The organism is Collinsella aerofaciens, from assembly GCF_040926265.1.
GTDB classification, from domain to species: Bacteria; Actinomycetota; Coriobacteriia; order Coriobacteriales; family Coriobacteriaceae; genus Collinsella; species Collinsella aerofaciens_BB.
The window spans coordinates 10997-36624 of sequence record NZ_JBCOIL010000018.1 but is presented as its reverse complement, the minus strand read 5'-3'; the positions used below and the strand labels follow the sequence as shown (position 1 = coordinate 36624).

The 25628-nt window shown below is 57.7% G+C and carries 19 protein-coding genes; 8 read left to right on the top strand and 11 right to left on the bottom strand.

Features of this window, described 5'->3' with window-relative positions:
* Positions 1-67: 67 nt before the first annotated feature.
* From AB5767_RS06575 to pflB, 9 genes are all read right to left on the bottom strand, one after another.
* Positions 68-1186, bottom strand: coding sequence for a serine hydrolase (locus tag AB5767_RS06575; protein WP_368132090.1), 1119 nt, complete (start codon positions 1184-1186; stop codon positions 68-70).
* Positions 1187-1501: 315 nt separating this feature from the next.
* Positions 1502-2320: a pyruvate formate-lyase-activating protein gene (pflA, locus tag AB5767_RS06570; protein WP_368132089.1), complete on the bottom strand. Its 819-nt coding sequence runs from the start codon at positions 2318-2320 to the stop codon at positions 1502-1504.
* A 186-nt stretch (positions 2321-2506) separates the two neighbouring features.
* Entirely contained in the window at positions 2507-3361 is an 855-nt protein-coding gene (locus tag AB5767_RS06565) for a DegV family protein (RefSeq protein ID WP_368132088.1), read from the bottom strand.
* A 277-nt stretch (positions 3362-3638) separates the two neighbouring features.
* The gene (locus tag AB5767_RS06560) at positions 3639-5081 is read right to left on the bottom strand and encodes a glycoside hydrolase family 32 protein (RefSeq protein WP_368132087.1); all 1443 of its coding nucleotides are present in this window, start codon (positions 5079-5081) and stop codon (positions 3639-3641) included.
* A 101-nt stretch (positions 5082-5182) separates the two neighbouring features.
* Entirely contained in the window at positions 5183-6634 is a 1452-nt protein-coding gene (locus AB5767_RS06555; RefSeq protein ID WP_368132086.1) for a PTS transporter subunit EIIC, read from the bottom strand.
* A 45-nt stretch (positions 6635-6679) separates the two neighbouring features.
* On the bottom strand, positions 6680-8062 hold the full coding sequence (locus tag AB5767_RS06550) for a family 43 glycosylhydrolase (protein ID WP_368132085.1): 1383 nt from the start codon (positions 8060-8062) through the stop codon (positions 6680-6682).
* Positions 8063-8245: 183 nt separating this feature from the next.
* Entirely contained in the window at positions 8246-9256 is a 1011-nt protein-coding gene (locus AB5767_RS06545; protein ID WP_229090598.1) for a LacI family DNA-binding transcriptional regulator, read from the bottom strand.
* Between the two features lie 301 nt (positions 9257-9557).
* On the bottom strand, positions 9558-9809 hold the full coding sequence (grcA3, locus tag AB5767_RS06540; RefSeq protein WP_117746636.1) for an autonomous glycyl radical cofactor GrcA3: 252 nt from the start codon (positions 9807-9809) through the stop codon (positions 9558-9560).
* A gap of 85 nt (positions 9810-9894) precedes the next feature.
* Positions 9895-11946, bottom strand: coding sequence for a formate C-acetyltransferase (gene pflB / locus AB5767_RS06535; RefSeq protein ID WP_195543963.1), 2052 nt, complete (start codon positions 11944-11946; stop codon positions 9895-9897).
* Positions 11947-12495: 549 nt separating this feature from the next.
* On the opposite strand from pflB, the gene AB5767_RS06530 reads away from it, so the two are divergent.
* The 4 genes from AB5767_RS06530 to AB5767_RS06515 all read left to right on the top strand — a co-directional run bounded on the left by AB5767_RS06530 (position 12496) and on the right by AB5767_RS06515 (position 18778).
* Positions 12496-12945, top strand: coding sequence for a MarR family winged helix-turn-helix transcriptional regulator (locus AB5767_RS06530; protein ID WP_368132865.1), 450 nt, complete (start codon positions 12496-12498; stop codon positions 12943-12945).
* Positions 12942-15311, top strand: a complete 2370-nt coding sequence (locus AB5767_RS06525) for an ABC transporter ATP-binding protein (RefSeq protein WP_368132084.1) — start codon at positions 12942-12944, stop codon at positions 15309-15311. The genes AB5767_RS06530 and AB5767_RS06525 overlap by 4 nt, the downstream gene beginning before the upstream one ends.
* Positions 15311-17167 carry an ABC transporter ATP-binding protein gene (locus AB5767_RS06520; protein ID WP_368132083.1) on the top strand — a complete coding sequence of 619 codons (1857 nt, stop codon included), beginning with the start codon at positions 15311-15313 and terminating at the stop codon, positions 17165-17167. Before AB5767_RS06525 ends, AB5767_RS06520 begins: the two co-directional genes overlap by 1 nt.
* A gap of 579 nt (positions 17168-17746) precedes the next feature.
* Entirely contained in the window at positions 17747-18778 is a 1032-nt protein-coding gene (locus AB5767_RS06515; protein ID WP_117635771.1) for a 3-deoxy-7-phosphoheptulonate synthase, read from the top strand.
* Positions 18779-19367: 589 nt separating this feature from the next.
* On the opposite strand, the gene AB5767_RS06510 is transcribed toward AB5767_RS06515, so the two are convergent.
* The gene (locus tag AB5767_RS06510) at positions 19368-21569 is read right to left on the bottom strand and encodes an FtsX-like permease family protein (protein ID WP_368132082.1); all 2202 of its coding nucleotides are present in this window, start codon (positions 21567-21569) and stop codon (positions 19368-19370) included.
* Positions 21559-22344 carry an ABC transporter ATP-binding protein gene (locus tag AB5767_RS06505; RefSeq protein ID WP_138374606.1) on the bottom strand — a complete coding sequence of 262 codons (786 nt, stop codon included), beginning with the start codon at positions 22342-22344 and terminating at the stop codon, positions 21559-21561. Before AB5767_RS06505 ends, AB5767_RS06510 begins: the two co-directional genes overlap by 11 nt.
* A gap of 148 nt (positions 22345-22492) precedes the next feature.
* Here AB5767_RS06505 and vsr point away from each other — a divergent pair, with 148 nt between their 5' ends.
* From vsr to AB5767_RS06485, 4 genes are all read left to right on the top strand, one after another.
* Entirely contained in the window at positions 22493-23482 is a 990-nt protein-coding gene (gene vsr / locus AB5767_RS06500; protein WP_368132081.1) for a DNA mismatch endonuclease Vsr, read from the top strand.
* A 498-nt stretch (positions 23483-23980) separates the two neighbouring features.
* Complete coding sequence (locus AB5767_RS06495; RefSeq protein ID WP_158566328.1) at positions 23981-24910, top strand: AraC family transcriptional regulator; 930 nt, start codon at positions 23981-23983, stop codon at positions 24908-24910.
* Between the two features lie 56 nt (positions 24911-24966).
* A complete protein-coding gene (locus tag AB5767_RS06490; protein ID WP_368132080.1) occupies positions 24967-25098 on the top strand; it encodes an HAD hydrolase-like protein in 132 nt (43 codons plus the stop codon).
* A complete protein-coding gene (locus AB5767_RS06485) occupies positions 25043-25591 on the top strand; it encodes an HAD family hydrolase (RefSeq protein WP_368132079.1) in 549 nt (182 codons plus the stop codon). The genes AB5767_RS06490 and AB5767_RS06485 overlap by 56 nt, the downstream gene beginning before the upstream one ends.
* Positions 25592-25628 lie beyond the last annotated feature (37 nt).

The following is a 25628-nucleotide window of genomic DNA, read 5'->3' as shown; positions in this document are numbered from 1 at the left end:
AACCTATACGAAATTCTCAACCACGGTATGGTACCAGCATTTTGTTTGACCTCGTCAAACGAACACGCTAGGCCAGCGCAGCTCGCGTATCAAACAGAGCCTTTGCAATCGCAGCCGTAACCTCGCTCGAGCGGTCGCTCCACGGCATCGATGTCATGATGCTCATGACATAGCTATGGCCGTCGACGTCGATCAGTCCGGCATCACATGTCGAATAGCAACCGTCCTCGCTGATCCAGCCTGCCTTGTTGCGCACCGAGACCTGATCGTCCGCAATGCCATCGCGAATAAACGAGCGCGATGTTGATGCCAGAAGGCCCGACAACCACTGTGAAGTCTCGGTATCCGTGCTCAGATACTCGCTCATCTCACGCCATAACCTAGCAGAAGTGCGCGGGCAATAAGTGGGAAAATCACTCATCGGATCGAGCGCGGTATCGTAATCGATGCCAAGACTGACAATCCAATCCTCGTAACCGGCATGGTCAAACGCCGCGCGTAACGCAATAAACGAATCGTTATCCGAATTAACGACCGCGGCCTCGATTAGGTCGCGCACCGTCTGCCAGCCCATGTTATAGCCACCATAGGTGCCAAGGGAATCATCGAGTGAGACCTGACCCGTCTCGACCAGGGATTCGCAGATGTACAACGCATAGAGTGCCTTGTAGCTACTCGCGCCGTAAACCTCGACATCGGCGTTATACGTCACGCCCTTGCCGCTCGACAGATCGTAAAACACCACGCCCACATCGCCCAATTCCTGGGCCTGATCAAGGACATCTTGGAGCGCGGCGAGGCTCCCATCCTCCAGGGCGGTGATCTGGTCATCAACCAGTGAGAAGGTCTGCACGGTATCGCCTGAGGGGATATCGTTAAAGTCCGCCTTCGAAAGCCTCGTCTTAAGGCTCGCTGTCGACAGGGTTTGACTTGCGGTGGCTTTAGATTCAGAGACCTTTTTGTTTTGCGTCTGTACCGTTGACGCATCTGAGTGTGCCATTCGCTCCGACGCGTAGGTTTTGGCGGTAATTCCGAGGATAATAACCGCCAACGTTAGCATCCCAACGGCGGCAATCTTCATCACGCGGATGCGAACGTCAGCGAGGCCACGCGAAGGCGTGCCCTTCGTCTCATATCTGCTGCCATGCTGCGGCACATACTCGTCCCGCGATGCGTTGCTTCGCACGTGGTCTCCTGACTGCTACCGTTTATATACGAGCAGCATAATACCGAGCAGGCATTTCTTTCCAAAGATATTCAGCGGCGTTTAAGGTGTCTTTAAAGAAACCACAAGCGTATTTATCCAAATGGCACGATTCTGTTGCGCATCTCTACCCAAATTGCACTTACGGTGAAATAGTTCCTGTTTGGGCGGCATAAGCCGAAAAACAAGAGCTATTCCACCGCAACTTGACGGGGCTCTTTAGCAATCAACTAGGTGCCCGGGGGCACTCATTTAAGTCTGTCCCCAATGAGTGCCCTTGGGGGCGAAAATGACTCGCTAGCCGATGGCGTTTTTGAGTTCCGCGCGGCGCTTTTTCATGCCCGTCATGACGGCGCTGCGCAGCTCGGGCATGCGCGCGGTATCCATCTGTGGAACGCCCTCGAGCTTATAGGGAATCCCCAGCTGCTCGTACTTGACGACACCCATCGTGTGATACGGCAGCATTTCCAGACCGACCACGTTATGCCACGGGGCGATTAGACGACCGAGTGCCTCGCACTCCTCAACCGTATCGGTAATGCCCGGCACCACCACGTGGCGGATAACGACCTTAATCTTGCGACGCGCGAGCTCATCACCAAACGCCAGAATGCGTGCGGGATCGCAACCGGTCAGCTTTTTATGCTCGACGGGATCGGCGTGTTTAATGTCGAGCAGCACCATATCGGTCTCGTTGAGTACGGCATCGAACTTCTCGGGATGCGCGGGGTCGAACGCATAGCCGCAGCTATCCAAGCAGGTGTGCACGCGACCATCGGGGTTGTTGTGCATGGCGCGGAACAGGTCGGCTAAAAACGCGGGCTGCAGGAGCGGCTCGCCGCCGGATACCGTAATACCACCGCTGCGGTAAAACTCATGGTTGCTCTGGAACTCGTCCATCAGGTGCTCGACGGTCACCATGGTGCCGCCGTTCACCGACCAGGTATCGGGGTTGTGGCAATACGCACAGCGCATGGGGCAGCCCTGAACAAACACCACAAAGCGGATGCCGGGTCCATCGACCGTTCCCATCGTCTCAATCGAATGCACGCGGCCCAGGGCAAACGCAGAGTCCTCGGGACGAGCGTCCACACCCTCGAGCGTCATCTCAGCCATTCCCGCTACCTTGCCTCTCATTGGTTTTAGCTACATAAATGCCAGAGTCATTCTAGCCCATATGCATGATGGCGAAACGGTATAGCGGTCAATTGGGTTGTTCTATTTGGCCCCACGCAAGAGCGGCGGGAAGGTTGTCGCAACCCGCCCGCCGCCGAGGCAATAGAAATCGATAGACGCCAGGCCTTACGCTTTAAGCGTGAGCACCGCACCGAAGGCGGTCGGGCCGCAATGGCTCGAGATGACACCGCCGACCTGAGTCCAGGCAACGTCCTTAAAGCCCAGGTCGTGCGCATAGACTTCCATGTCGTCGCGCAGCTCCTGGGAAAGGCCCACCGAATACGCCAGGCCAATGTGCGAGTAGTCGATCTCGCCTTTCGCAACCATGTGGTCAATAAAGGCACGGGCGCACTTGAGCATAGAGCCGCGAAACTTCTTGGTCGCCACAAACTTACCGCCCGTCACCTCAATGCAGGGCTTAATCTTGAGCAGGTGGGCGCCAAGGAATGCCACGTTGGACAGACGACCGCCCGCCTTAAGGAAGACTAGGTCGGTAGGAACAAAGCCCAGCAGCACGCGGTCCATGACGGAATTCGTAAAAGCAAAGATCTCGTCGACGGTAGCATCTGGATGGGCTTCGATATACTTGGCGGTCTCGACGACAACGAGCGACTGGCCCACCGAGACAAAACGCGTGTCCATGGAGTAGACGTAGTCGCGGCCCTTGGCGGCGATCTTCGATGATTGATGCGAGCAGGTCGTGGCCTCGGAATACGCAAGATGCAGAATGGTCGCATCGGGCTGCTCGGCGTGGATACGGTCGTACACGTGAGCAAAATCCGCAGGCGCGCAGCCGCTGGTCTTGGGCATTACGCCAAACTCGTTGCAGCGTGAATAAATCTCGAGCGGATCGATCGAACCGTCCTCGACGGTCTCGTCACCAATCGTGACATGCATGGGCACGCGCACGATGCCGTAGCGCTCGCAGAGCTCCGGCGTCACATCCGACCCAGATTCAACCACGATTACGTACTTGCCCATTCTTATCACGACCCATCTCGAAATTGGCTTTTTAATATGTGACGCACGTCCGCCGTCCTGCTGCAGAACGGCCTCCAAGCGCCAAAGAGACGCCGTCCCTTGCACATAGCAAAGGACAGCGTCTCCCTGGAAAACTCCGTGCTTAACTGAGATTTTACACGGTTTATAAATGAGTGTTACTTACTCCGCAAACGGTAGCTATACACGATAAACGGTAGTTCGCTGCGGCAACTGCGACACATTCCACCCGGCAAGTCCAATCGTGCTCCACGCACGGTTAATGCGCGAGGCGGTAGAAATCCATCGACGCCGCACCCTCGGCATGCAACCCCATCGCCGAAACCGCCGGCGAATAGGTACGGCTCGTAAGTGCCGCCTCGCCGCTGTTGGCAAAAATCTCGACCATCGTAGTGTCCGAAAGCACGCGCAGGTCGCGAAGCTCGCTGAGCTCGATCGACCTTTGGTCGCGCCCATAGCCTTCGTCACCCATGTCGAGGGTAAGCATCCCGTCCGCATAACGTACAAAGACACCCTTGCGGATTTCGAGCTCGACCATCTTGGCGCCCTCACAGGAAACCACAAGATCAAACAGGCGTCCCGGCTCCTCAACGGTTTCACCGCCTGTCGCGCGAACGCAGTCGCCGCGCATCCTCTCAATCTCGTGCGCCGGCTGCTGGCAGAGCTTACCATCGCGCATGCTCAGCTCTCGCGGCACCGTCAACGCGCACTGCCACCCGCGCGCCACCGTCGGGTTTTCTGCCGTCGCATCGGGGCAACCCGACCATCCGATCATCAAACGCCGGCCTGCAGCATCCTCAAAGGACTGCGGAGCATAGAAATCAAAACCGGCATCGACCATCGGGGGCATGCCCTGCCCGACGATTTTAAAGCTCGGCGCCTCCCAATCGGCCTCGATGGGGAACCACACGCACTGATGCGGATTGCGGTAACGCCAACCATCGACAGGCACACCCTGCGGACAGCAAACGAGAATAAGCTCGCCATCGAGCTCAAACAGATCGGGGCACTCCCACATAAAGCCAAACTTCTCGCCCAACTCAATGCGCGTCGCATAGCTCCAGTCCTCAAGATTGCGCGAGGTATAGACAAGCACGCAGCCACGGTCGTCTTTCATACGAGCGCCCAGAACCATGTAGTAGATACCATCGTGCTCAAGGATCTTGGGGTCGCGCACGTGCGTACCGATATCGTCGGGGTAATTGACCGGTCCAACAGCTATGCACTTCTCGCCCAATTCGTCGGGATTCTCGGCAACCATATGAATCTGGTTTTGCTCACGGCCCGTCAACACGTAGTCGTAATCATCGCGGTCAAAATGCTTGACGTTGCCGGTATAGAAGTAGTGAATCTTGCCATCGCGTACAAAGGCAGAACCAGAATACGCTCCGTTCGAATCCAAATCGGAATCGGGGAACAGCACAGGGCCGTGATTCTCGTACGTCACAAAATCCTTTGTCGTCAGATGGTTCCAAAGCACTGGACCGCCATGCGCAGCATCGAACGGATCGTATTGATGATAGATGTGATACGTATCACCAATCTGAACCAAACCGTTGGGGTCGTTGAGCCAGCCAAGCTCAGGCTCCACATGGAACAGGAGCCTATCGGGGTCGGACGCGATGCGACCAGCCGTCTCATCCTGTCCGGCACGCCACTGCTCATAGTCCGCGCGTGTCACCTTATTTTTTTGATTAAACATCGCCATTGACTTTCTCGTCTATAGGGAAGGACGCTCGACTCGCACGAGCCGAGCGCCCTTCCTCAAATGGACTTATCCGCACATTACGCTGAACGGCTCAACTAGAAGCTGACATCGAAGCCAGCACCAGCGCCCTCTTCATCGGTGGTCGGAACGCCCTTTGCCTTGTTGTAGGCAAAGATCAAGACGATCGGCACGATAAAGGCGATAAGATTACCAGCCACATACCACACGAGGGTCTCGGGCGTGACGATGAGCAGGCCGAGAACGCCGGTCAGACCCTGACCGATAGCGCGCACCTCAAAGAGTTTCACGAAGGCACCGCCGCAGCCTGCACCGATGCATGCGCAGATGAACGGAATAATCGAGTAGCGCATGTTTGCAGCAAAGATAGCGGGCTCGGAGATACCGACCAGCGTCGGGATAAAGGACGACATGCAGATGTTGCGCTCTTTGGAATGCTTCTTATGAATGAGGTACATGCCGATGGCGCCGCCGCCCTGGGCGATGATGGAAACCGACCAGATGGCCTGGATGTAGTTGAAGCCAGTCGTGGCAACAAGGTTTGCCTCGATACCCTGGATGAACTGATGCGTACCGGTAACGACGAGCGGCTGCAGGAACGCGGCGAAGACAAAGGCACCAAAGACACCCATCCTGTTGTACAGGATATCGATTACGCCGGCGAGGACGTCACCGATCAGGTTGCCGAGCGGGCCGAACACGGTGAACAGGGCAACGTTAGCAAGAATCAGGGTAACGGTCGGGACAAAGACGAACGAAACGACCTCGGGGATGTACTTCTGGGCAATCTTCTCGACCTTGGCCATAAACCAGGCAGTCAGGATTGCGGGGAACACACCGCCCTGGAAAGCAACCATGGGAATGGATAGCGGACCGAAGTTCCAGTACTCAGCACCCGTCGGGTCCATAACGAACGTATTGCGGTTCATAAGGCTCGGGTGAACCATGACGATACCGACGAGGATGCCCAGGATCGGGTTACCGCCAAAACGCTTGACCGCGCTGTACATAACCAGGACAGGCAGGTAGTCGAACGTGGTGGCGATAATGGCAAAGAAGCTTGCGAGGTTCTTGAGGAACTCGCTGTGATCGGCGAGGCTGCCTTCCATGCCAAAGAGGCCGTTGGCAACGATCAGCGACTTAAGGCCGATGATGATTGCAGCGCCGACGAAGGCGGAAATGATGGGGATAAAGATGTCCGAGAATACCTTGAGGACCGAGAAGAACTTGCCCTTCTTGTCCGCCTCGGCGCCCTTGACCTCGGAAGCGCTGATCTCCTTAACGCCCGTCAGAGCCATAAACTCATCGTAAACCTTGTTGACGGTACCGGTACCGAAGATGATCATGAGCTGGCCGCTGTTGTACAGCACGCCCTTGACGCCATCGATGTTCTCGAGCTCGGCCTTGTTGTATTTGCTCGTATCCTTGAGCACCAGACGCAGACGGGTCACGCAATGCGTGGCGCCCTCGATGTTCTCCAGTCCGCCGACGTTGTCGACGACTTGCTGGGACACTGCCTTGTAGTCCATGTTCCTCTCCATTCCTTTTCTAAATCATAAAACGGTTCGTTGCCGCTACAGAGACGCGATCGTTGCGTTTGCGCACTTGAGCGCACCGTCGGTGACGGTAAGCGCCACACCCTGGCCCTGCTTGTTGCAGAAGCGAGCGTTGAGCGCAACGTCATCGACAAAGATGGTCGCGATGTCGTCGTCGACGACCAGACGCACATGGTGAGTGCCCTCGCCCTTAAAGAACAACGGACGCTCGAGGCCCATGTTGTTGACCTGGAACCACGGGTACTGGGGAGCCGGCGCGAACTCGAGCTTGCCCTCGCGCAGGTTGGCGCGGAACTCATAGGCAAGACCGGTCTCGGCGTCCTCGGCGAACTTGACCGAGAAGCCGGCAGCGTTACCGCCGAGCTCAATGTCGGCATCGAGCAAGTAGGTGGAGCCGGCATCTGCGGCGAGCACCTGCTCGACCTTGCCCGACTCGCAGGAAAGCTCAAAGGTCTCGACTGCCTTAGCCTCGCCAAAGGCGCCAAGCATGCTGTCGGGGAGCTTGGTGCCGAGCGTTCCGTCGGCACGCTGAACGATCTCGAGGGGCATAAAGGTGCCACCCCATAGGTAAGAGCTGGGGTCGCCGCCCTCGTCACGCGTAGGAACCCAACCAAAGAGAACGCGACGCTCGCCATCGAATGCGGTGCGAGCGGCGTAGTACGCGCGGCCGTCGAAGGAGTCGTCAGCGGGGGTAATCCAAGGACCGTTGATGGACTTGGACATGCGGTAACGGGTCTTGTTGCCGTCGCTGTACTCGGAAAAGACGAGGTACCACCAGTCGCCCATCTTAAAGAGATCAGGCATCTCAAACATGGTGTACAGGCCCGGATTCCACCAGTCGCCCTGGAACTCCCAGTTGGTCAGATCCTTGGAGGTGAACTTGACCAGGCGGCCGGTCATCAGACGCTTGTCCTCGCCCACACGCGTGCCGAGGATGAGCATGTACTCTTCGTTCTCCTCATCCCAAAGCACAAAGGGATCGCGCCAGTTGCGGTCATCGTAACCCTCCTGGGGCGGAAGCAGCGTCTCGGCGATGTTCTTCTCCCACTTGACGGCGTCGTCGCTCGTTGCGTGAAGAAGAACCTGCTTCATCAAACGTGCGCGGACCTTATCGCGATTGCAACCAGTGTAGAGCGCATGGTACTTGTCGCCCACCTTAAACACCGTGCCGGCATAAATGTACTGGTCGACTTCCTCGTCGCCGCCACGCTCAAGGCTCTCGCCAAAGTCCTTGTAGTTGACGAAATCCTTGGTCGTAGCGAGTGCCCAGCCAAACGGCTCTCCGAAAGGTTCGGGGTTACGCGTGTCACGCTGATGATAGAGATAGAACGTGCCGTCCTCGCCGTACGGCATGATGTCGCCTACCCAAATTCCCTCAGGCTGGTAATACACCTTGTGCATCCGAGACTTCCTTTCCACGACATACTAACTCGGTACAATGGCAAGATATGTCAATCGTTTTCATATGTCAAACGTTTTCACACCAATACGTCTTTTCGCAGTTCCAGTCGTCGGCAAACGGTTGACATATGCCGGTGAACGGTCATCAGAGGCGTTTGAGGATTTCTTTTGGCACGGGATGAACTACGCGGTTTTGCCCTCAATGAGTTCAACGGGGAGCTTGATATTCGATTCGGGATTATCGCCGTTAATAAGAGCGATGATGGATTGCGCCGCGAGCTCTCCGATGCGATCGATATCTTGACGTACGGTTGTTAAGTCAGGCATAAACGTCATAGTTCGGCGGGCACCATCCGCGCCCACGACCTTAATATCGTCCGGAGCGCTCAAGCCGCGCTGCTTCATCACGTTGAGACAGATGGCCGCCATCGTATCGTCTCCCGCAAAGATGCCGTCAATATCGGGGTTCTCATCGAGGATCTTCGCAACGACCGCGCCCTTTTCGTCGTCGGGCTTAACGAACTCAACCTCACGGACAAGCGCGGACAAACCGGCCTGCTCAACAACATCGAGGTAGGCATCGGTACGCTTATTGGCAGGCATGCGCATGCGGCTATTGCTGCGCAGGCACAGGATACGCCTGCAGCCGTCATCAATCAGACGGCGCGTGGCGAGCTCGCCGATGCCATAGCTGTCACTTGCAATCTGGACAGAGCCCTCGCCAAGATCGCAGTCGATGCCAACCAGGCTCAAGCCCATCTCGGCATATGCCTCGGCACCGATATTGAGGGAGTTGACGATGACACCGTCGACCATATTGCGGCGGAGCATGTCAATATAGGAACGCTCAAGATCGGGTCGATTGGCGCTGTTGCACAGCAACATCTTAAAGCCGTTTTCCGCTAACGTGCGCTCGACCGCCTGCACAACCTGAGCATGGAACGGGCTGCTCACAAAGGGAACGATCATACCGATAAGATTCAGGCGACCGTTGAGCATGGCACGGGCGATATCGTTGGGCGTATAGTTGATGCGCTCCATCGCGGCATGGACCTTATCGCGGGTCTCTTGGCTAATATAGCCGCGATTATTAAGCACGCGAGATACCGTAGTAGGCGAAACCCCCGCCACCGCCGCAACTTCCTTGATGCCAGGCTTAGCCGTATCCTTAGAACGAGCACTCTCGCGAGCCATAGCACCCTCCCCCATCAACATGTCATACGTTTACATACGAACAAAGCATACCCCAACAACAGCGGGAAGACGGTAACAGCACAAGTAAGTAAACGACTCATCCAACTAATTAGGAGAGTTCCGCCTAAAGGGTGACTACACAGGACCCCCGCCGGGCCGCTTTGGGTTACTTTCCAAAACATTTCCGCAGGACGCAAAGGGCTCCGCCGCGCGAAGCGCGCAGCGGAGCCCTTTGCATGTCCGAGGACGTTTTGGGAGGTGGCCCAAACAGCCCCGGCGATCCTGCGGGAGTTAAACCCCTTTAGAACTTGTTGTGGAAGGTACGCGCAATGACCTCGTCCTGCTGCTCCTTGGTGAGCGTGTGGAAGTTCACGGCATAGCCGGAAACGCGGATGGTCAGCTGCGGGTACTTCTCGGGGTGAGCCTGAGCGTCGAGCAACGTCTCACGGTTGAAGACGTTGATGTTCAGGTGGTGGCCACCCTTCTCGGCGTAAGCGTCGAGCATGTGGACCAGGTTATCGGCCTGAGTCTCGGAAACTTCAGAAACCTTCATAATGTGTCTCCTTCGATCGATAGGCGCCGGCCGAAACCGGCGCACTAATCAGTAATCGTTATTGTTAGTATAGCACTAACAATAGTTACTCGCCCAGCTGATCAAGGTCGATATCGCCAAAGAACACCTGGTCCTCCTTGCCGAGCGCACTCGGGATGATGGAGAAGGTGTTGGAGATGCCGTCCTGAGCATCGCGGAACGGGAGCTTGGAAACCGAAGACAGCGAAGCGATGGCGCCATGGCTATCGCGCTTGTGCATGGGGTTAGCACCCGGGGCGAACGGCTGGCCAGCCTTGCGGCCGTCGGGCGTGGAGCCGGTCTTCTTACCGTACACGACGTTGGAGGTAATGGTCAGAACCGAGGTCGTGGGCACGGAGTTGCGGTAGGTGTCGTTCATGCGGATGTACTCCATGAACTGGTGCACAACGTCGTGAGCGATCTGGTCGACGCGGTCGTCGTCGTTACCGTACTTGGGGAACTCGCCCTCGGTCTCAAAGTCGACGATGATGCCGTTCTCGTCACGGACGGGGTGGACCTTGGCGTACTTGATAGCGGACAGGGAGTCAGCCACGACGGAAAGGCCAGCGATGCCCGTAGCGAACCAGCGGTGCACGTGCTTGTCGTGCAGAGCCATCTGGATGCGCTCGTAGCAATACTTGTCGTGCATGTAGTGAATGATGTTCAGCGAGTTGACGTACACGCCAGCAAGCCACTTCATCATGTCGTTGTACTTGGCCACAACGTCGTCGTAATCGAGCGTATCGCCCTCGACGGCGCGATACTTGGGGCCGACCTGCTTCTTGGAGACCTCGTCAACACCGCCGTTGAGTGCGTACAGCAGGCACTTGGCCAGGTTGGCGCGAGCGCCGAAGAACTGCATCTCCTTGCCGATGCGCATGGAGGACACGCAGCAGGCAATGCCGTAGTCGTCGCCGTGATAGACGCGCATGAGGTCGTCGTTCTCGTACTGGATCGAGGAGCTGGCGACGGAAGTCTTGGCGCAGAACTTCTTGAAGTTCTCGGGCAGACGGGTCGACCACAGAACGGTCATGTTGGGCTCGGGGCTGGTGCCCATGTTCTCGAGCGTGTGCAGGTAGCGGTAGCTCATCTTGGTAACGAGCGTACGGCCGTCGACACCCATGCCGCCGATGGACTCGGTGACCCACTGCGGGTCGCCGGTGAACAGGGCCTGGTACTCGGGGGTACGGGCAAACTTGACCATGCGGAGCTTCATGATGAAGTGATCCACGAACTCCTGGATCTGCTCCTCGGTGAAGGTACCGTTGGCAAGGTCGCGCTCAGCATAGATGTCGATGAACGTAGAGGTACGGCCGATGGACATAGCGGCGCCGTTCTGCTCCTTGACGGCAGCGAGATAGGCGAAGTACATCCACTGGATGGCCTCCTGCGTGTTGGTGGCAGGGTTGGAAATATCGAAACCATAGGTCTCGGCCATCATTTTGAGCTCGCCGAGGGCGCGGATCTGCTCCTGCAGCTCCTCGCGGTCGCGGATGTTGTCGGCGGTCATGACCGTCGGGGTGGAAGCCTTCTGGGCCTCCTTGTCCTTGATCAGGTAGTCGACACCGTACAGGGCGACACGACGGTAGTCGCCGATGATGCGGCCGCGGCCATAGCCATCGGGCAGACCGGTGATGATGTGAGCCGAGCGGCAAGCACGCATCTCGGGGGTGTAAACATCGAAGACGCCGGCGTTGTGGGTCTTGCGCTCGAAGGTGTAGCGCTCGACAACGTTCTCGTCGACCTTGTAGCCGTGCTGGCTGGCAGCCTGGCAAGCGATGCGGATACCACCGTTGACGTGCAGCGCGCGCTTGAGCGGCTTGTCGGTCTGGAGGCCAACAATGGTCTCCTTGTCGCGATGGGCATTATCGATGTAGCCAGCGGGGTGGCTCACGATACCCGTGACGGTCTTGGTGTCCATATCGAGGACACCACCCTGCTCGCGCTCCTTAAGCAGCAGGTCGAGAACCTCGCCCCACAGCTCCTTGGTACGCTCGGTCGGACCTACGAGGAACGACTCATCGCCCTCGTAGGGGGTGTAGTTCTTCTGGATGAAGTCTCGGACGTCAACCTCTCCCGTCCAGATACCTTCCTTGAAGCCTTCCCATGCCTCCTGCATTGTGTAACCACGCTCCTAGTTACGTGTAATGCGGCGCTCTCTCACACCGCTGCTTATTGAATTCTTGAATTTTCGGCTTGCACTACCGGTTTCTTCCGTTCTTCACCACACGTTGGTGCAGGAAAAACGTTTGTCCACCTTGGAACTACAACCCAAAACCCAAGATTTCATCCGTTTGAGAAGGATAACATAGCGACCCTCTCCATCTGGGCTGTTATATGTTTCTTTTTTTATATCATAAAGGCGTTTTTTACAAACCCGCAGGAAATGCGAGCGCGAACAACTACCGTTCACCGATTTGTATGTTATTTTTCCTTGCCTTTGTACGACGTTCGCTCTAGCTGTTATGCCAGCTTTAGCAGGGTAAAGTGCCTCTGAGTAGGCTTTAGGACATGCCTAACGATCTGCCCCTAACTTTGCTGGCACCGACGGTGTACGGAGGTCGCCTAAAGGTAGTTTTCTAGACATGTCCCAAAATCTACCGCATAGGGCACGCGTGCAAGGGTATCATCTTTCACCGAAAATAGTTTCTAGTGTTAGGGGTTTTCGGTGGAAGATACCGATTTCCATGAGCTTGGGCGTCAGCTCCTTACCGAGTTTGGCGGCATTCACCAGCGCGTTTCGCGCTTTGTGGACAAAGCCCTCAGCGGCGAGATGGCTGTCATGCGCGCCCTCATGCTCGCTGGCGGCTCGCTCACGCCGAGCGAACTCGCTGATCGCGCCTGGGTCTCGAGCGCCCGCATCGCCAATATTCTGCGCGCCCTCGAAGCCAAGGGCTGGGTCGAGCGCGAGCACTCAAAGACTGACCGTCGTCGCGTACACGTCATAGTGACCGACAAGGGATTCCAGGATCTCGAAATCAAACGTCGGGAATTCGAGGCCCGCACCGCGGCTTTCCTCGAGCAGCTCGGCGAAACAGATACCCAAGAGATGGTGCGCCTTCTTAGGCGTGCCAACGAAATTATCGACCGCAATCAAGAAAGGAGAGATGCCGAGTGAGGATTCTCAAGCTCTTTAAAAAGCATATCCTGGCACTGTTCGCAGCTATCGTGCTTATCGTAATCAGCTGCAACGCCGATCTGGCGCTGCCTACCTATATGAGCGACATCGTCGACGTGGGTGTGCAGCAAGGCGGCATCGCCTCGCCCGTACCCGACACCATCCGCGCCGAATCGCTCGACGACCTTGAACTCTTTATGAGCACCAAGGACGCCAAAGCTGTGGAGGCCGTGTTTAGCAAGGCTGACAAAAATGGCATTCGAACGTATAAGGATACCGAGGAAGAGCGTGCCGATGGAGGCAAGATTGCCGACATTATGAGCCTGCCCGAGACTGTCGTCCTTTCGCTCGACCAGGGCATTGACGCCGACTCCATGGGCGACATGACCGGCGCATCCACCGAGGCAAGCGATGGCGGCGCCGCTCAGGCCATGCCCACCCCCGAGCAGATGGCAGCGATGACGCCCGAGCAGCTCGCCGAGATGCAGCAGAAGGCCGCAGCCGCGCAGAGCATGCAAAAGCAGATCGACGCCGACGGCGGTAAGATCACCATGAAGAGCCTGCGCCTGGGTGTCGAGGGCGGTCTGGTAGACCAAAGCAAGCTCGTCGAGGGCGCCAACCAAATGGCGGACAAAATGGGCTCCATGTCTGGCTCCATCGTCACCCAGCGCGCCGTGAGCTATGTACAGGACGAGTACAAGGCACAGGGCATCGACCCCGCCGACGTGCAGAACGCCTACCTGAGCCACATGGCGACCACGATGTTTGGGCTGTGCCTGGTGTCGCTCGTCGCCACCATTCTGACCGGTGCCGTGGCGTCGCGCACCGCCTGCTCCATCGCCCGCGACCTGCGCCGCGAGACCTTCGACAAGGTTATGCACTTCTCGCCGGCCGAGGTGGGCAAGTTTAGCCAGGCCTCGCTCATTACCCGCTGCACCAACGACATTCAGCAGATCCAGATGGCCGCAACCCTGTTTATCCGCATGTGCCTGATGGCCCCCGTCATGGGCATCGTCGCTGTCATGCGCGTCCTGGCCAACCACACCGGCCTGGAGTGGACCATCGCCGTAGCCATCATCGCGGTCTCGGCCGTCGTCGGCGTGCTCATGGGCCTCACCATGCCCAAGTTCAAAAAGATGCAGAGCTTTGTGGACCGCGTGAACCTTACCGCCCGCGAGCTGCTCGACGGCCTTATGCCCATCCGCTCGTTCAACCGCGAGGAACATGAGCTCGAGCGTTTTGACAAGGCTTCGCTCGACCTGATGACCACGCAGCTCTACACCAACCGCGCCATGAGCTTTATGATGCCGCTCATGATGCTCGTCATGAACTGCATCACCGTGCTTATCGTCTGGTTTGGCGCGCAGGGCGTGTCCGACGGCGTGATGCAGGTCGGCAACATGATGGCGTTTATCTCCTACACCATGCAGATCGTCATGGCGTTTATGATCCTCACCATGGTTTCGGTTATCCTGCCCCGTGCCGAGGTCGCAGCCGAGCGCGTGGAAGAGGTCATCACTTGCCCCACCAGCATCAACGACCCCGTCTCGCCCAAACTGCCCGCGGCCAGCGCGCCGCGCGGCGAGCTCACCTTCCGCGACGTGAGCTTCCAGTATCCCGATGCCCGCGCCGACGTCATCAGCGGCGTGAACTTCACCACGCATGCCGGTCAGATGCTCGGCATTATTGGCTCCACGGGCTCGGGCAAGTCCACGCTCGTGCAGCTGATTCCGCGCCTGTACGACGTCACGGGCGGCAGCATTTCGCTCGACGGCATCGATGTGCGCGACATGACACTTTCCGAGCTGCGCCGCCGCATCGGTTATATTCCGCAGCAGGGTCGTCTATTCTCGGGTACCGTCGAGAGCAACCTCAAGTTTGCCGGCGACATGGTGAGTGACGAGGATATGCGCCAGGCAGCACGCGTCGCCCAGGCGGAGGACTTTATCGCCGAGCGCGAGGACGGGTACGACTCCCCTATCAGCCAGGGCGGCTCCAATGTTTCGGGTGGTCAGCGCCAGCGTCTGGCCATCGCCCGCGCGTTGGCCAAAAAGCCCGAGGTCGTGGTGTTCGATGACTCGTTTAGTGCCCTCGACTACAAGACCGACGCGCGCCTACGCGAGGAGCTGGCCAAAAACGTTACCGACGCCGCGCTCGTGGTCGTGGCCCAGCGCATCGCGACCATCATGCACGCCGACCAGATCATCGTGCTCGACGACGGCCACGTAGTGGGCACCGGCACGCACGAGGAGCTGCTGCGCAGCTGCCCGGCGTACCTGGAGATCGCACAGTCGCAGCTTTCCGCCGAGGAGCTGGGGCTTACCCAAGAAGAAATTGCAGCCGTCATGGAAGGAGGCGAGCGCTAATGGCAGACGAGACCAAGACTCAGATTCCCAAACCCACCCGCCAGCGTGGTCCCATGGGCCGCATGGGCGGCATGCGTCGCGGCGAAAAGGCCAAGGACTTTAAGGGCACCATGAGGCAGCTGCTCGGCTATATCGGCCAGCACAAGATTGCCGTGTTTGCCGCCGTCGCCTTTGCCGTGTGCTCGGTCATCTTTAACATTGTGGGACCCAAGGTGCTCGGTCAGGTTACGACCAAGCTGTTCGAGGGCCTGGTTGCCAAGGTCAACGGCACCGGCGATGTCGACTTTGACTGGATTGCCAAGACGCTCGGCTTTTTGCTCTGCCTGTATCTGGCGAGCTCTGCCTGCAGCCTGATCCAGGGCTGGCTCATGACCGGTGTCACGCAAAAGATCTGCTACCGCATGCGCAAGGAGATTGCCGCCAAGATTGCCGTCGTGCCGATGAGCTACTTCAACGGCCACAGCAAGGGCGATGTGCTCAGCCGCATCACCAACGACGTCGATACACTCGGCCAGTCGCTCAACCAGAGCGTGACGCAGCTTATTACGTCCGTCACGCAGATTATCGGCGTGCTCGTCATGATGCTGTCGATCAGCCTGCCGCTCACCGGCGTCACCGTGCTCACGCTGCCGGCAGCCGCAATTATCTTGATGGTGATGATTCACTTCTCGCAGCCGTACTTCCGCGAGCAGCAGCAGGTCCTGGGCGCCGTCAACGGCATTATCGAGGAGGACTTTGCCGGTCAAAACGTCATTCAGGTGTTCGACCGCGCCGAGGCCTCAATCGAGGAGTTCGACCGTCAAAACGACCGCCTGTTTATTAGTGGCTGGCGTTCGCAGTTCCTGTCGGGCCTGATGATGCCGCTTATGAGCCTGGTGGGCAACATGGGTTACGTGGGCGTTGTCGTGGTGGGCGCGCAGCTCGCGCTGACCGGCAATGCCACGCCCGGCGACATCCAGAGCTTTATCCAGTACGTGCGCAACTTTACGCAACCCGTGCAGCAGCTGGGCAACGTGAGCAACACGATGCAGTCGATGGCAGCTGCCACCGAGCGTGTGTTTGAGTTCCTGGCCGCGCCCGAGGAGGAGCAGAAGGCCGACGCGCAGATTCCCGAGAAGCGCCCCGGCCACGTGGAGTTTGACCATGTGAAGTTTGGCTACACGCCCGACAAGACCATCATCCACGACTTTAGCTGCGAGGCGCAGCCCGGCCAGACCATCGCCATCGTCGGCCCCACCGGCGCCGGCAAGACCACGCTCATTAAGCTGCTGCAGCGCTTTTACGACGTGGACGGCGGTTCGCTGCGCGTCGAGGGCATCGACGTGCGCGACTGGGACCGTGCGGCACTGCGCGGCGAGTTTGCCATGGTACTGCAGGATACCTGGCTGTTTAACGGCACCATCCGCGAGAACATCCGCTACGGACGCCCCGATGCGAGCGATGCCGAGGTCGAGGCCGCTGCGCGTGCCGCGCGTTGCGACCACTTTATCCATAGGCTCGCCGGCGGCTACGACTTTATGATCAACGAGGAGGGCACTAACCTGTCGCAGGGTCAGCGCCAGCTCGTGACCATCGCCCGTGCCATTTTGGCCGACCGCCCGGCGCTGATTCTGGACGAGGCGACCTCCAACGTCGATACCCGTACCGAGGAGCTTATTCAGCGTGCCATGGATGCGCTGATGCAGGGCCGTACCAGCTTTGTTATCGCGCACCGCCTGTCCACGATCCGCAACGCCGACGTGATCTTGGTAATTCGCGACGGCGACATCGTCGAGAAGGGCACGCACGACGAGTTGCTCGCCCAGGGCGGCTTCTACGCCGACCTGTACAACTCGCAGTTCGACGAGGCGGCGTAAATTCTGCCGCAGGGAACGAATAACGCCCGAGAACGGGGGGCGCAGGACAACCTGCGCCCCCGTTTTTGTTCTGCGGCCCTTGAGCCGCCTCCCCTGGGACCTGATTGACAGCCCCTTCGAGGCCCCGTGGGCAAAAAAGGGCAAATATGAGTACTGTTACCTTTTTAGTAACAGCCAAAACCGCCTCAAACGACCTCTTTGCGGGCTCTATACGCCTTCAAATTAATCAAAACGCCCGTTAGCAGGCTTCTGCGTGCCAACGTTAATGAACATATTTATCACTTTGTCTATTATCTCGCTAGACGGATATGTTATTAGGTTAGCAACATTACTCATATTTGGCATTTTTTGCCCGCAGGGTGTTTCCTGGGGAACCGACAATAGCCTTAGGGTCCCGCGCGACGCCACTCCCTCCCGACATCCGCCGACGTTTACCCAGATAAAACCTGCCAAAATAAACCTGTCCCTTTTTGGCAGGTTTCGGGGTGGCAAGGGCTTGCACTTTAGCGTGCGACAGCGGATAATGCCGAGCACTCGACAATACGCTTATTGCTCTTTCTATAGATTGAGGAGGCCCCTATGGCCATGGAATTCAAACGCAGGCTGCCGATCCCCATGGAGATCCGCGAGGAAATGCCGCTTTCTGCCGAGCTTACCGCCAAAAAGCAGGCATTTGACGCCGAGGTCGCCAAAGTCTTTACCGGCGAGGACGCACGCAAGGTGCTCATCATCGGCCCGTGCTCTGCCGACCGCGAGGATTCGGTCCTCGAATACATGAACCGCCTGGCCAAGACCGCCGAAGAGGTCAAGGACAAGCTCATCATCATTCCGCGCGTCTACACCAACAAGCCGCGTACCAAGGGCACCGGTTACAAGGGCCTGCTGCATAACCCCGATCCCGAGGCCCCCGACGACCTGCTCGAGGGCGTCAAGGCTATCCGCCATATGCACCTGCGCGTTATTGAGGAAACGGGCTTCTTCACCGCCGACGAGATGCTCTATCCGTCCAACTACCAATACCTCGTTGACCTGCTGAGTTACGTTGCCGTCGGCGCGCGCTCGGTCGAAAACCAGGAGCATCGCCTGGTGTCGAGCGGCATTTCGGTACCCGTCGGCATGAAGAATCCCACTGCCGGCTCTACCACCGTTATGCTCAACTCCATTTACGCCGCGCAGGCGCACCAGAGCTTTATCTTCCGCAACTGGGAGGTCGAGTGCGACGGCAATCCGCTCGCGCACGCCGTTATGCGTGGCTACATCGGTCTCGATGGGCGCACCTACCCCAATTACCACTACGAGCACCTGGAGCGCCTGGCCGAGCGCTATACCGAGCATGCCGGCTACGCCAATCCGGCAGCGGTCATCGACTGCAACCACGACAACTCGGGCAAGCGTCCGCTGGAGCAGTATCGCATTTGCAAGGAGGTGCTCGACAGCTGCCGCCGCAACGAGTCCATCTCTAAGCTGGTCAAGGGCTTTATGATCGAGTCCTACCTGGAAGACGGCAACCAGCCGGTCGACGGCGGCGTCTTTGGTAAATCGATCACCGACCCGTGCCTGGGCTGGGAAAAGACCGACTACCTCATCCACGAGATCGCGGAGCGGGTGTAGGTTACGGCGTTTTACCAAACGCCGTAACGGCTCGACGCTGCGCGGGCCGCATTTGGACAATCTGACGTTCAACTTCAAGGGCGCGACCAGAAGGTCAGCGCCCTTTCGTTTGATGCGGCAGTTAGGGACACTCCTTTTCTGCCGGCAGTTTGGGACACTCCTTGGGTAGCCGTTTAAGAACGTCCCCAACGACTACCCGGGGGAGTTGCCTTCCCTCGTGGCGGTCTTCTAGCAGAAAAACCAAGTGAGTAGGCTTTTTGCAGGAGGGCAAGCACGCCCCAAAACGCCACAGTTCTGACCTGCAGTTTTATAGATCATTTGTCGCGATGTGCTCGGCAGGTTCAAAAAAGTCTACTCACTTGTATCTGAGACGCACCAGATTGGCAAAAACCGCCGCGGAGGAAGGGTTACGCGGTTTTACCAAACCGCGTAACGGCTCGACGCTGCAAACGCCCCTAAGCGGCAATCTGACGTTCAATCGTCGGTCGCGTACCGAAGTACGCTTCCCTCCTCTTTCACGTCACCTTGCTCGCTTAGGGGCGTTTTCGCTGACCTATGCTCAACCTACGATAATTCCAAGCTGAACGAGTTACTCGCTATAGCGGGTGGCGATGGCGGCTCGCACCATGCCGGTGCTCATGAGGTAGGTCACCAGGAAGTAGCCACCGTATGCTGCCAGGAAGATTGCACAGGTGAGGCCCACGGTGCCACCGATGCTCATATTTCCGAAAATGCTCACCAACTCGATGATCACCTTAAGTGCCACAAAGGAGTGCGCCAGGCCCACTGCCAGCGGGAACAGGAAGAATACCGCTTGCTGTGCCATCACCGAATGGCGAATCTGGCGGTCGTCGCAGCCGATCTGTGCCAGCACACGATAGCTGCGGCTGCCGTCGGCCACGTTGGAGAGTTGCTGAATCGACAGAATCGCCGCGCATGCAACGACCAATACAAAGCCGATGTAGATGGCTAGGTAGCTAATCAAGCCGTTCATTTGCGCTGCTTGCGTGTACATCTCGGAGCGCGTGTTGAAGGTTCTCCACGCCCCCGGCTCCTTGCCGTCAACGAGCAGATTGTCGAGCACAGTGTATTTAATGCTCTCGTCTGCCTCGGTCGTATCCATCCCCTGTTTGTAGTTAACGAGCAGGCTACTGGAATACGGCTGCAGATTAAGTTGGGACAACAGCTCGTCGGCAACGACGACGGTACCCCCATTACTGCCCATCGCCGAGTTGGCGATGGCCGCCGTATCTTCGTCCGACTTATCGGTTGCGGGCTTGAGCGTATGCCCGCCCAAGGTAAGGGCATGGCCGCCAGCCATATACTTGGTGTACAGGTCGACCAGCTCGCCGCCCATATCACACGTGAGCAGATACTGGTCGTGACCGATGTGCACCGGCTCCTCGCCCATCATCTGACGCAGTTTGTTGTACTGACTCGCCGGCGTCACATACAGACCCATCGCATCGGCATTGCTACCCCCGAACGCCTTGGGAAGCTTTTCGCCCATGATCTTGCACATCTCACTTGGGGTCACCGAAGGATTCGAGCCGCCAACTGGGTAACTCAGATACGAATCGATCTGCACATGCTCACCGGCAACATCGGCGATATTGACCTTCTTGCCGGTCTCGTCGTTGTTGCCCGCCGACTTGCCCTTACCGTGCCGTGCGGGGTACAAATCGACCGTACTATCGGCCAGCACCATGCGATCGGCTTCAGACGGATTGATGTACTCTTTGTAGTAGTCGAGCGTATCGGGCGTGTAATAGGCATACGTCTGAGACACGTCAACAGGGTTATAGCGCTCCAGATTCTCATTCATCACGTTGGCGATCGACATACCGCAGGTCACCGAGGTGATGGCGAGGAACAGAATCATCGCGATGACGCCCATCGAAAAGCACACCGTATTGACCTTGGCCGAAAGCTGACGCACGGTAAACATATTGAGGCCGCGCCAATACACGCTGCGCAGGCTCTGCAGCAGCTTGATGAGCATGCCCGAGAGTCCCCAGAACAGGGCAAAGGTGCCCACGGTAACCATAGCGGTCGTAATACCAAACTGGTTCATGGCCTCTTGCAGCTTGCTGTCCGTCGCGGTTAGCGGGAACCCATCACGTAGCAGACGGTAATAGGCCACGCCCACAAGCACCACGCCCACGGCAAAGATGGCAATCGCGATCCAGGGGTTGCGTGTCTTGATGCTCTCGTTGCGACGCTCGGCACCCATAAGCTCGATGAGTTTGGTACGACGCACGGCGCGAAGGTTCAACAGTAGCGTGAGCACAAACATTACGAGCATGCAGGCAAGGGTCAGATTGAACGCATGCACCGAGAAAAAGAAGTGGAAATTGGCGATCTGTGTCTTAAGGAGCGAGGCCGTAAAGAACGTCATGAGCTGGGAGAGTCCCACACCCAGCACAATGCCGGCGACAAAGGCCACGACCGATACTATCACGGTCTCGAGCGCCATGATCGTGGCGACGCGCCCGCGCCCCATGCCGAGCACCTGGTACAGGCCAAACTCCTTCTTGCGACGTTTCATGATGAAGTTATTGGCGTACACCATCAAAAAGGCCATGACACCGGCCAAAAAGTACGTCAGGTCGCCGAGTATGCTGCCCATAACCTGCGCCAAGCCCTCTTCATCGATTCCGGCGATGTCGACCTGCATCGAGATGGTGTTAAAGGCATAGAAGACCGTGGCGCCCAGGGTGAGCGTCAAAAGGTAGACGAGGTAGTCGCGGCCGGCGCGGCGGACGTTGCCCCAAGCGAGTTTACAGAGCATCGGAGCCCTCACCGCCCATCATGGCAACGACCTCCATAATGCGGTCGAAGAACTCTCGGCGGTCGGTGTCGCCGCGGCGCAGCTCGGTGAAGATCTTGCCGTCGCGAATGAACAGCACACGGCTCGTGTAGCTGGCGGCAAAGCTGTCGTGCGTGACCATGAGCACTGTGGCGCGCAGGCGGCGGTTAAGGGCCTCCAGGCTCTCGAGCAGCAGGCGAGCGCTCTTGGAATCGAGGGCGCCGGTGGGCTCGTCGGCCATGATCATGGTGGGGTCGGTGACGAGCGCGCGAGCCGCGGCAACGCGCTGCTGCTGACCGCCGGACATCTGGTAGGGATACTTGTCGAGCACCTGGCTGATGGACAGGCGCGCGGCCACATCCTGCACGCGAGTCGAAATCTCTGCCGAGTTTGTGCGGGCGATGGTGAGCGGCAGGGCGATGTTCTCGCGCGCCGTGAGCGTATCGAGCAGGTTGGAATCCTGGAAGATAAAGCCGAGCTCCTCGCGGCGGAACTGCGAAAGCTTAGCCTGCTTCATGCGTGTTACGTCCTGCCCGTTGATGCGGATGGTGCCGCTCGTGGCGCTATCGATGGTCGAGACGCAGTTGAGCAACGTCGACTTGCCCGAGCCCGAGGCGCCCATGATGCCAACGAATTCGGCGCGGTTGACGGTAAAGCTGACGTCGTTGAGCGCGCGGGTCACGTTGCCCAGCGCTCCATATACCTTTTCGAGATGCGCGACCTCCAGTACCGGGGTCGCCATGTGCGTGGTTTGCATACCGAGTCCTTTCTTGCAATTAGTCTACGGCATCTATAGTCGCAAGAAGACGAGTCGGCTACCATCGATATGGCTTACGCTTGCCTTACCGTTGTGTAAGGTACGGGTAGCTAGCCTGTCACGTGTTGATGTTGAGAGAGGACTCCTGTTGAAGACTGTTCATGTTGCCGCTGGGATCATTCGCAAGGAAGGATCCGACGAGCTACTGGCCGTGCAGCGCGGCTATGGCGACATGCAGGGACTTTGGGAATTCCCCGGCGGCAAGCTCATGCGCGGCGAGACGCCCGAGGACGCCGTACGCCGCGAGCTTATGGAGGAGCTGCAGGTAAAAGTCACCAACCTGCGCGATTTCTACACCGTTGAGTATGACTACCCCGATTTTCATCTCTCCATGGAGTGCTACTACTGCTCGCTCGCCGATGAATCCGATAAGCCTCAGAAGCACGACCGCCAGCTTGATATCCGCTGGATTCCGCGCACCTCGCTTGCCACGGTGGAATGGATGCCCGCAGACAAGGGGCTCATCGATGCTCTGATTGAGCTGAAGGAAGATCGGCTTGAGGCCAACGGCACTGCCAACGACGCCGAGGCCACCACGACCGACGAGCCCGCCACCAAACCCAAGCGCGCACCGAAGCGCCGCAGCAAAAAGCGTCCCAAGCCTGGCCTGCTGGACGGCATCGACACCTCGGACCTTTCCGCCGACGAACGTGAACTCGTGCGCCGTCGCGCCGCTATAAAAAAGTCCATGAAGGGTAACAAGCGCGCCAACACCAAGCCCGAGCTGCTCGTACGCCAGCGCCTGCGGGCAGCAGGTCTTACGGGCTATCGCTTGGAATGGAAGGTTCCCGGCAAACCCGATATCGCCTTTCCCGGGCGCAAGATCGCCATCTTCGTCAACGGCTGCTTTTGGCATCGCTGCCCCAAGTGCAACCCCAGCCAGCCCAAGCGCAACGTTGAGTTTTGGGAGGCAAAGTTCCGTCGCAACGTCGAGCGCGACCACGCTGCCGTGGCAGCACTCACTCAAATGGGCTGGACGCCCATAACCATCTGGGAATGCGAGCTCAAAAAAGACCGCATCGACACCACGATGGAAAAGGTCATCGAGCAGGTGCGCGCCGCAGAGCCGCAGCGCTAACAGCGAGCATTCACACGCTCCGCACGTCCGCGCCACATCCACGTCACAAACCTTAGAAAGCCCTTAAGCTCAAAACCTTTCAAGAGTGTTACTCGATAGCTTTTACCTGCGGTTTCATCGCAACGTCAAACCTCATTAAGCCTTTCTTTAGCACTTCCTTATCTGCACCCGCGGCATAATGTAGCCAACGCACGGGACCTAGCAGCACACCCCGCGCGCAACCTTTTGGTGGACATCGAGGAGGCCGCATAAGCATGCATTCTTCCAATGACGCAGCACAGCAGCCATCCCTAAATCATGCAAACCTTTTCTCCTTCCCCCCGACACAGAGAAACGGCCTCCTCGACTCCCCCACCACAAAAGCCAAACGGTCAACCGACCAGAGCCACAACTTGCGAGCATCCTTCGAAAAGCTCCAAGCATCCCTAGACAAGGCGTTCCCCGAACAGGCAAGAGCAATCTAAGCCCATCGCGCTTTATACTGATGCCATGCGAAACATGGATCACATAGAATTGCACCGCGGAGGACGCGAGGAAGCGTTTCCCGAGACCGCCGAAGACTGGCCCTATATTGCCGAACGCGCAGAATTCGCTCGCTATCCGGGCAATTCCGTCCCCTGGCACTGGCATTCCGAAGTTGAGCTTTTCTACATGGAGCAGGGAGCGATTGACTATCGAACGCGCGCGGCTCATGAGCACGTACGCTTTGAGGAAGGGTCCGCCGGCTTTATCAACGGCGGCGTTTTGCACAGCACGCTGCAATCACCCAATTCGGCACCAGCCATTCAAATGTTGCATATCTTTCAGCCGTCGATGCTCGGCGATCCCGCGGGACGCCTTCAAAAGCGCTATATCAATCCTTTGCTGCAATGTCGAGGCGTCGATGTGCTCAAATGGTCGCCCACCAACCCCGACGATATGCCCTTTATCGATTTGCTAAAGAGTTCCTTTAACCACGACCTTCAACGGCCGCAGAACGAGATGGCGCTTCGAAATAGTTTGTCAGAGCTCTGGATTCAGATTTACGCCAAGGCCGAACCGCTCTTTTCCTCCGACAACGCCTCTTGGATGACCAACCGCGACGTACAGTTCAAGGCAATCCTGGACTATATCCGCGCAAACTATGCAGCCGCTATAGATGTGCCCCAGATGGCATCTGCAGCCGGCGTAAGCGAAAGAGAGTGTTACCGCATTATCGAAGCTTGCGCAGGAACGACCCCGGCGGCATATCTGCGCGCATACCGCGTAAACCGTGCTTGCGAACTTTTGGCACACACCACGCGAACGGTCCAGACAGTCGCGCGCCAATGCGGCTTTGCGACAGCAAGCCATCTTGGCCAGGTATTTAAAGAACAAATGGGATGCACTCCCTCGAGCTATCGAGCAGCGAGGCAGAATCTCGATAGCACCAGGCAGAAATCCCGCTAGCCTTTCTTCTGTCACCGCATCAAACTTGCAGGCAAACAACAGAGAGGAGCAATCATATGAAGCACTTTGACCATATCGTATTTGACGTTGATGGGACATTGGCAGATACAGAAGAAAGCGTTCTATCATCGCTTGTCCAGATTGTCCAAGAAGAGACCGGCAAAACGCCCCCCCCGACACGAGCTTGAATTTGCCCTCGGCATACCCGGCAAGGATGCCCTTGAGAAACTCGGAATCTACTCGCAGGCAACGTTGGATCGCTGGTGCCAAGTTGCCGCCAGCTTTAAAAGCACCATCAGCGTGTTTCCAGGTTTGCTTGAAGTCATCGCAACACTCGCCGATAGCGGCTGCAAACTTGGCATCGTCTCCTCACGTGCGCGCGACGAATACGCAAAAGAAATTGCACCCCTTGGTTTCGATAAATATTTTGAGCGCATCATCCTTGTCGAAGACACAACCGAACATAAACCCGCACCCGCACCCATGCTCGAATATCTCCGGCGTACGGGCGCGAATCCTGGCAACGTCGTCTACGTTGGCGACACCGTCTACGACGAACAATGCGCAACTTCGGCAGGGGTCAGTTTTGCCAGAGCGGCATGGGGATCACACCAAGACATCCCAAACGCCACCTACAACCTCAAAACCCCCAACGACCTACTAACCCTAACAACCAAATAACCCCCGAGCCTAACCCTTTCAGCCCCAACACCACAAG

Coding starts and splice junctions, on each gene's coding strand:
- AB5767_RS06515 (WP_117635771.1), top strand. CDS start 17,747: ATGGCCATGGAATTCAAACGCAGGCTGCCGATCCCCATGGAGATCCGC.
- grcA3 (WP_117746636.1), bottom strand. CDS start 9,809: ATGAAGGTTTCTGAAGTTTCCGAGACTCAGGCCGATAACCTGGTCCAC.
- AB5767_RS06520 (WP_368132083.1), top strand. CDS start 15,311: ATGGCAGACGAGACCAAGACTCAGATTCCCAAACCCACCCGCCAGCGT.
- pflB (WP_195543963.1), bottom strand. CDS start 11,946: ATGCAGGAGGCATGGGAAGGCTTCAAGGAAGGTATCTGGACGGGAGAG.
- AB5767_RS06550 (WP_368132085.1), bottom strand. CDS start 8,062: ATGCACAAGGTGTATTACCAGCCTGAGGGAATTTGGGTAGGCGACATC.
- AB5767_RS06495 (WP_158566328.1), top strand. CDS start 23,981: ATGGATCACATAGAATTGCACCGCGGAGGACGCGAGGAAGCGTTTCCC.
- pflA (WP_368132089.1), bottom strand. CDS start 2,320: ATGGCTGAGATGACGCTCGAGGGTGTGGACGCTCGTCCCGAGGACTCT.
- AB5767_RS06560 (WP_368132087.1), bottom strand. CDS start 5,081: ATGTTTAATCAAAAAAATAAGGTGACACGCGCGGACTATGAGCAGTGG.
- AB5767_RS06555 (WP_368132086.1), bottom strand. CDS start 6,634: ATGGACTACAAGGCAGTGTCCCAGCAAGTCGTCGACAACGTCGGCGGA.
- AB5767_RS06545 (WP_229090598.1), bottom strand. CDS start 9,256: ATGGCTCGCGAGAGTGCTCGTTCTAAGGATACGGCTAAGCCTGGCATC.
- AB5767_RS06490 (WP_368132080.1), top strand. CDS start 24,967: ATGAAGCACTTTGACCATATCGTATTTGACGTTGATGGGACATTGGCA.
- AB5767_RS06510 (WP_368132082.1), bottom strand. CDS start 21,569: ATGCTCTGTAAACTCGCTTGGGGCAACGTCCGCCGCGCCGGCCGCGAC.
- AB5767_RS06565 (WP_368132088.1), bottom strand. CDS start 3,361: ATGGGCAAGTACGTAATCGTGGTTGAATCTGGGTCGGATGTGACGCCG.
- AB5767_RS06505 (WP_138374606.1), bottom strand. CDS start 22,344: ATGCAAACCACGCACATGGCGACCCCGGTACTGGAGGTCGCGCATCTC.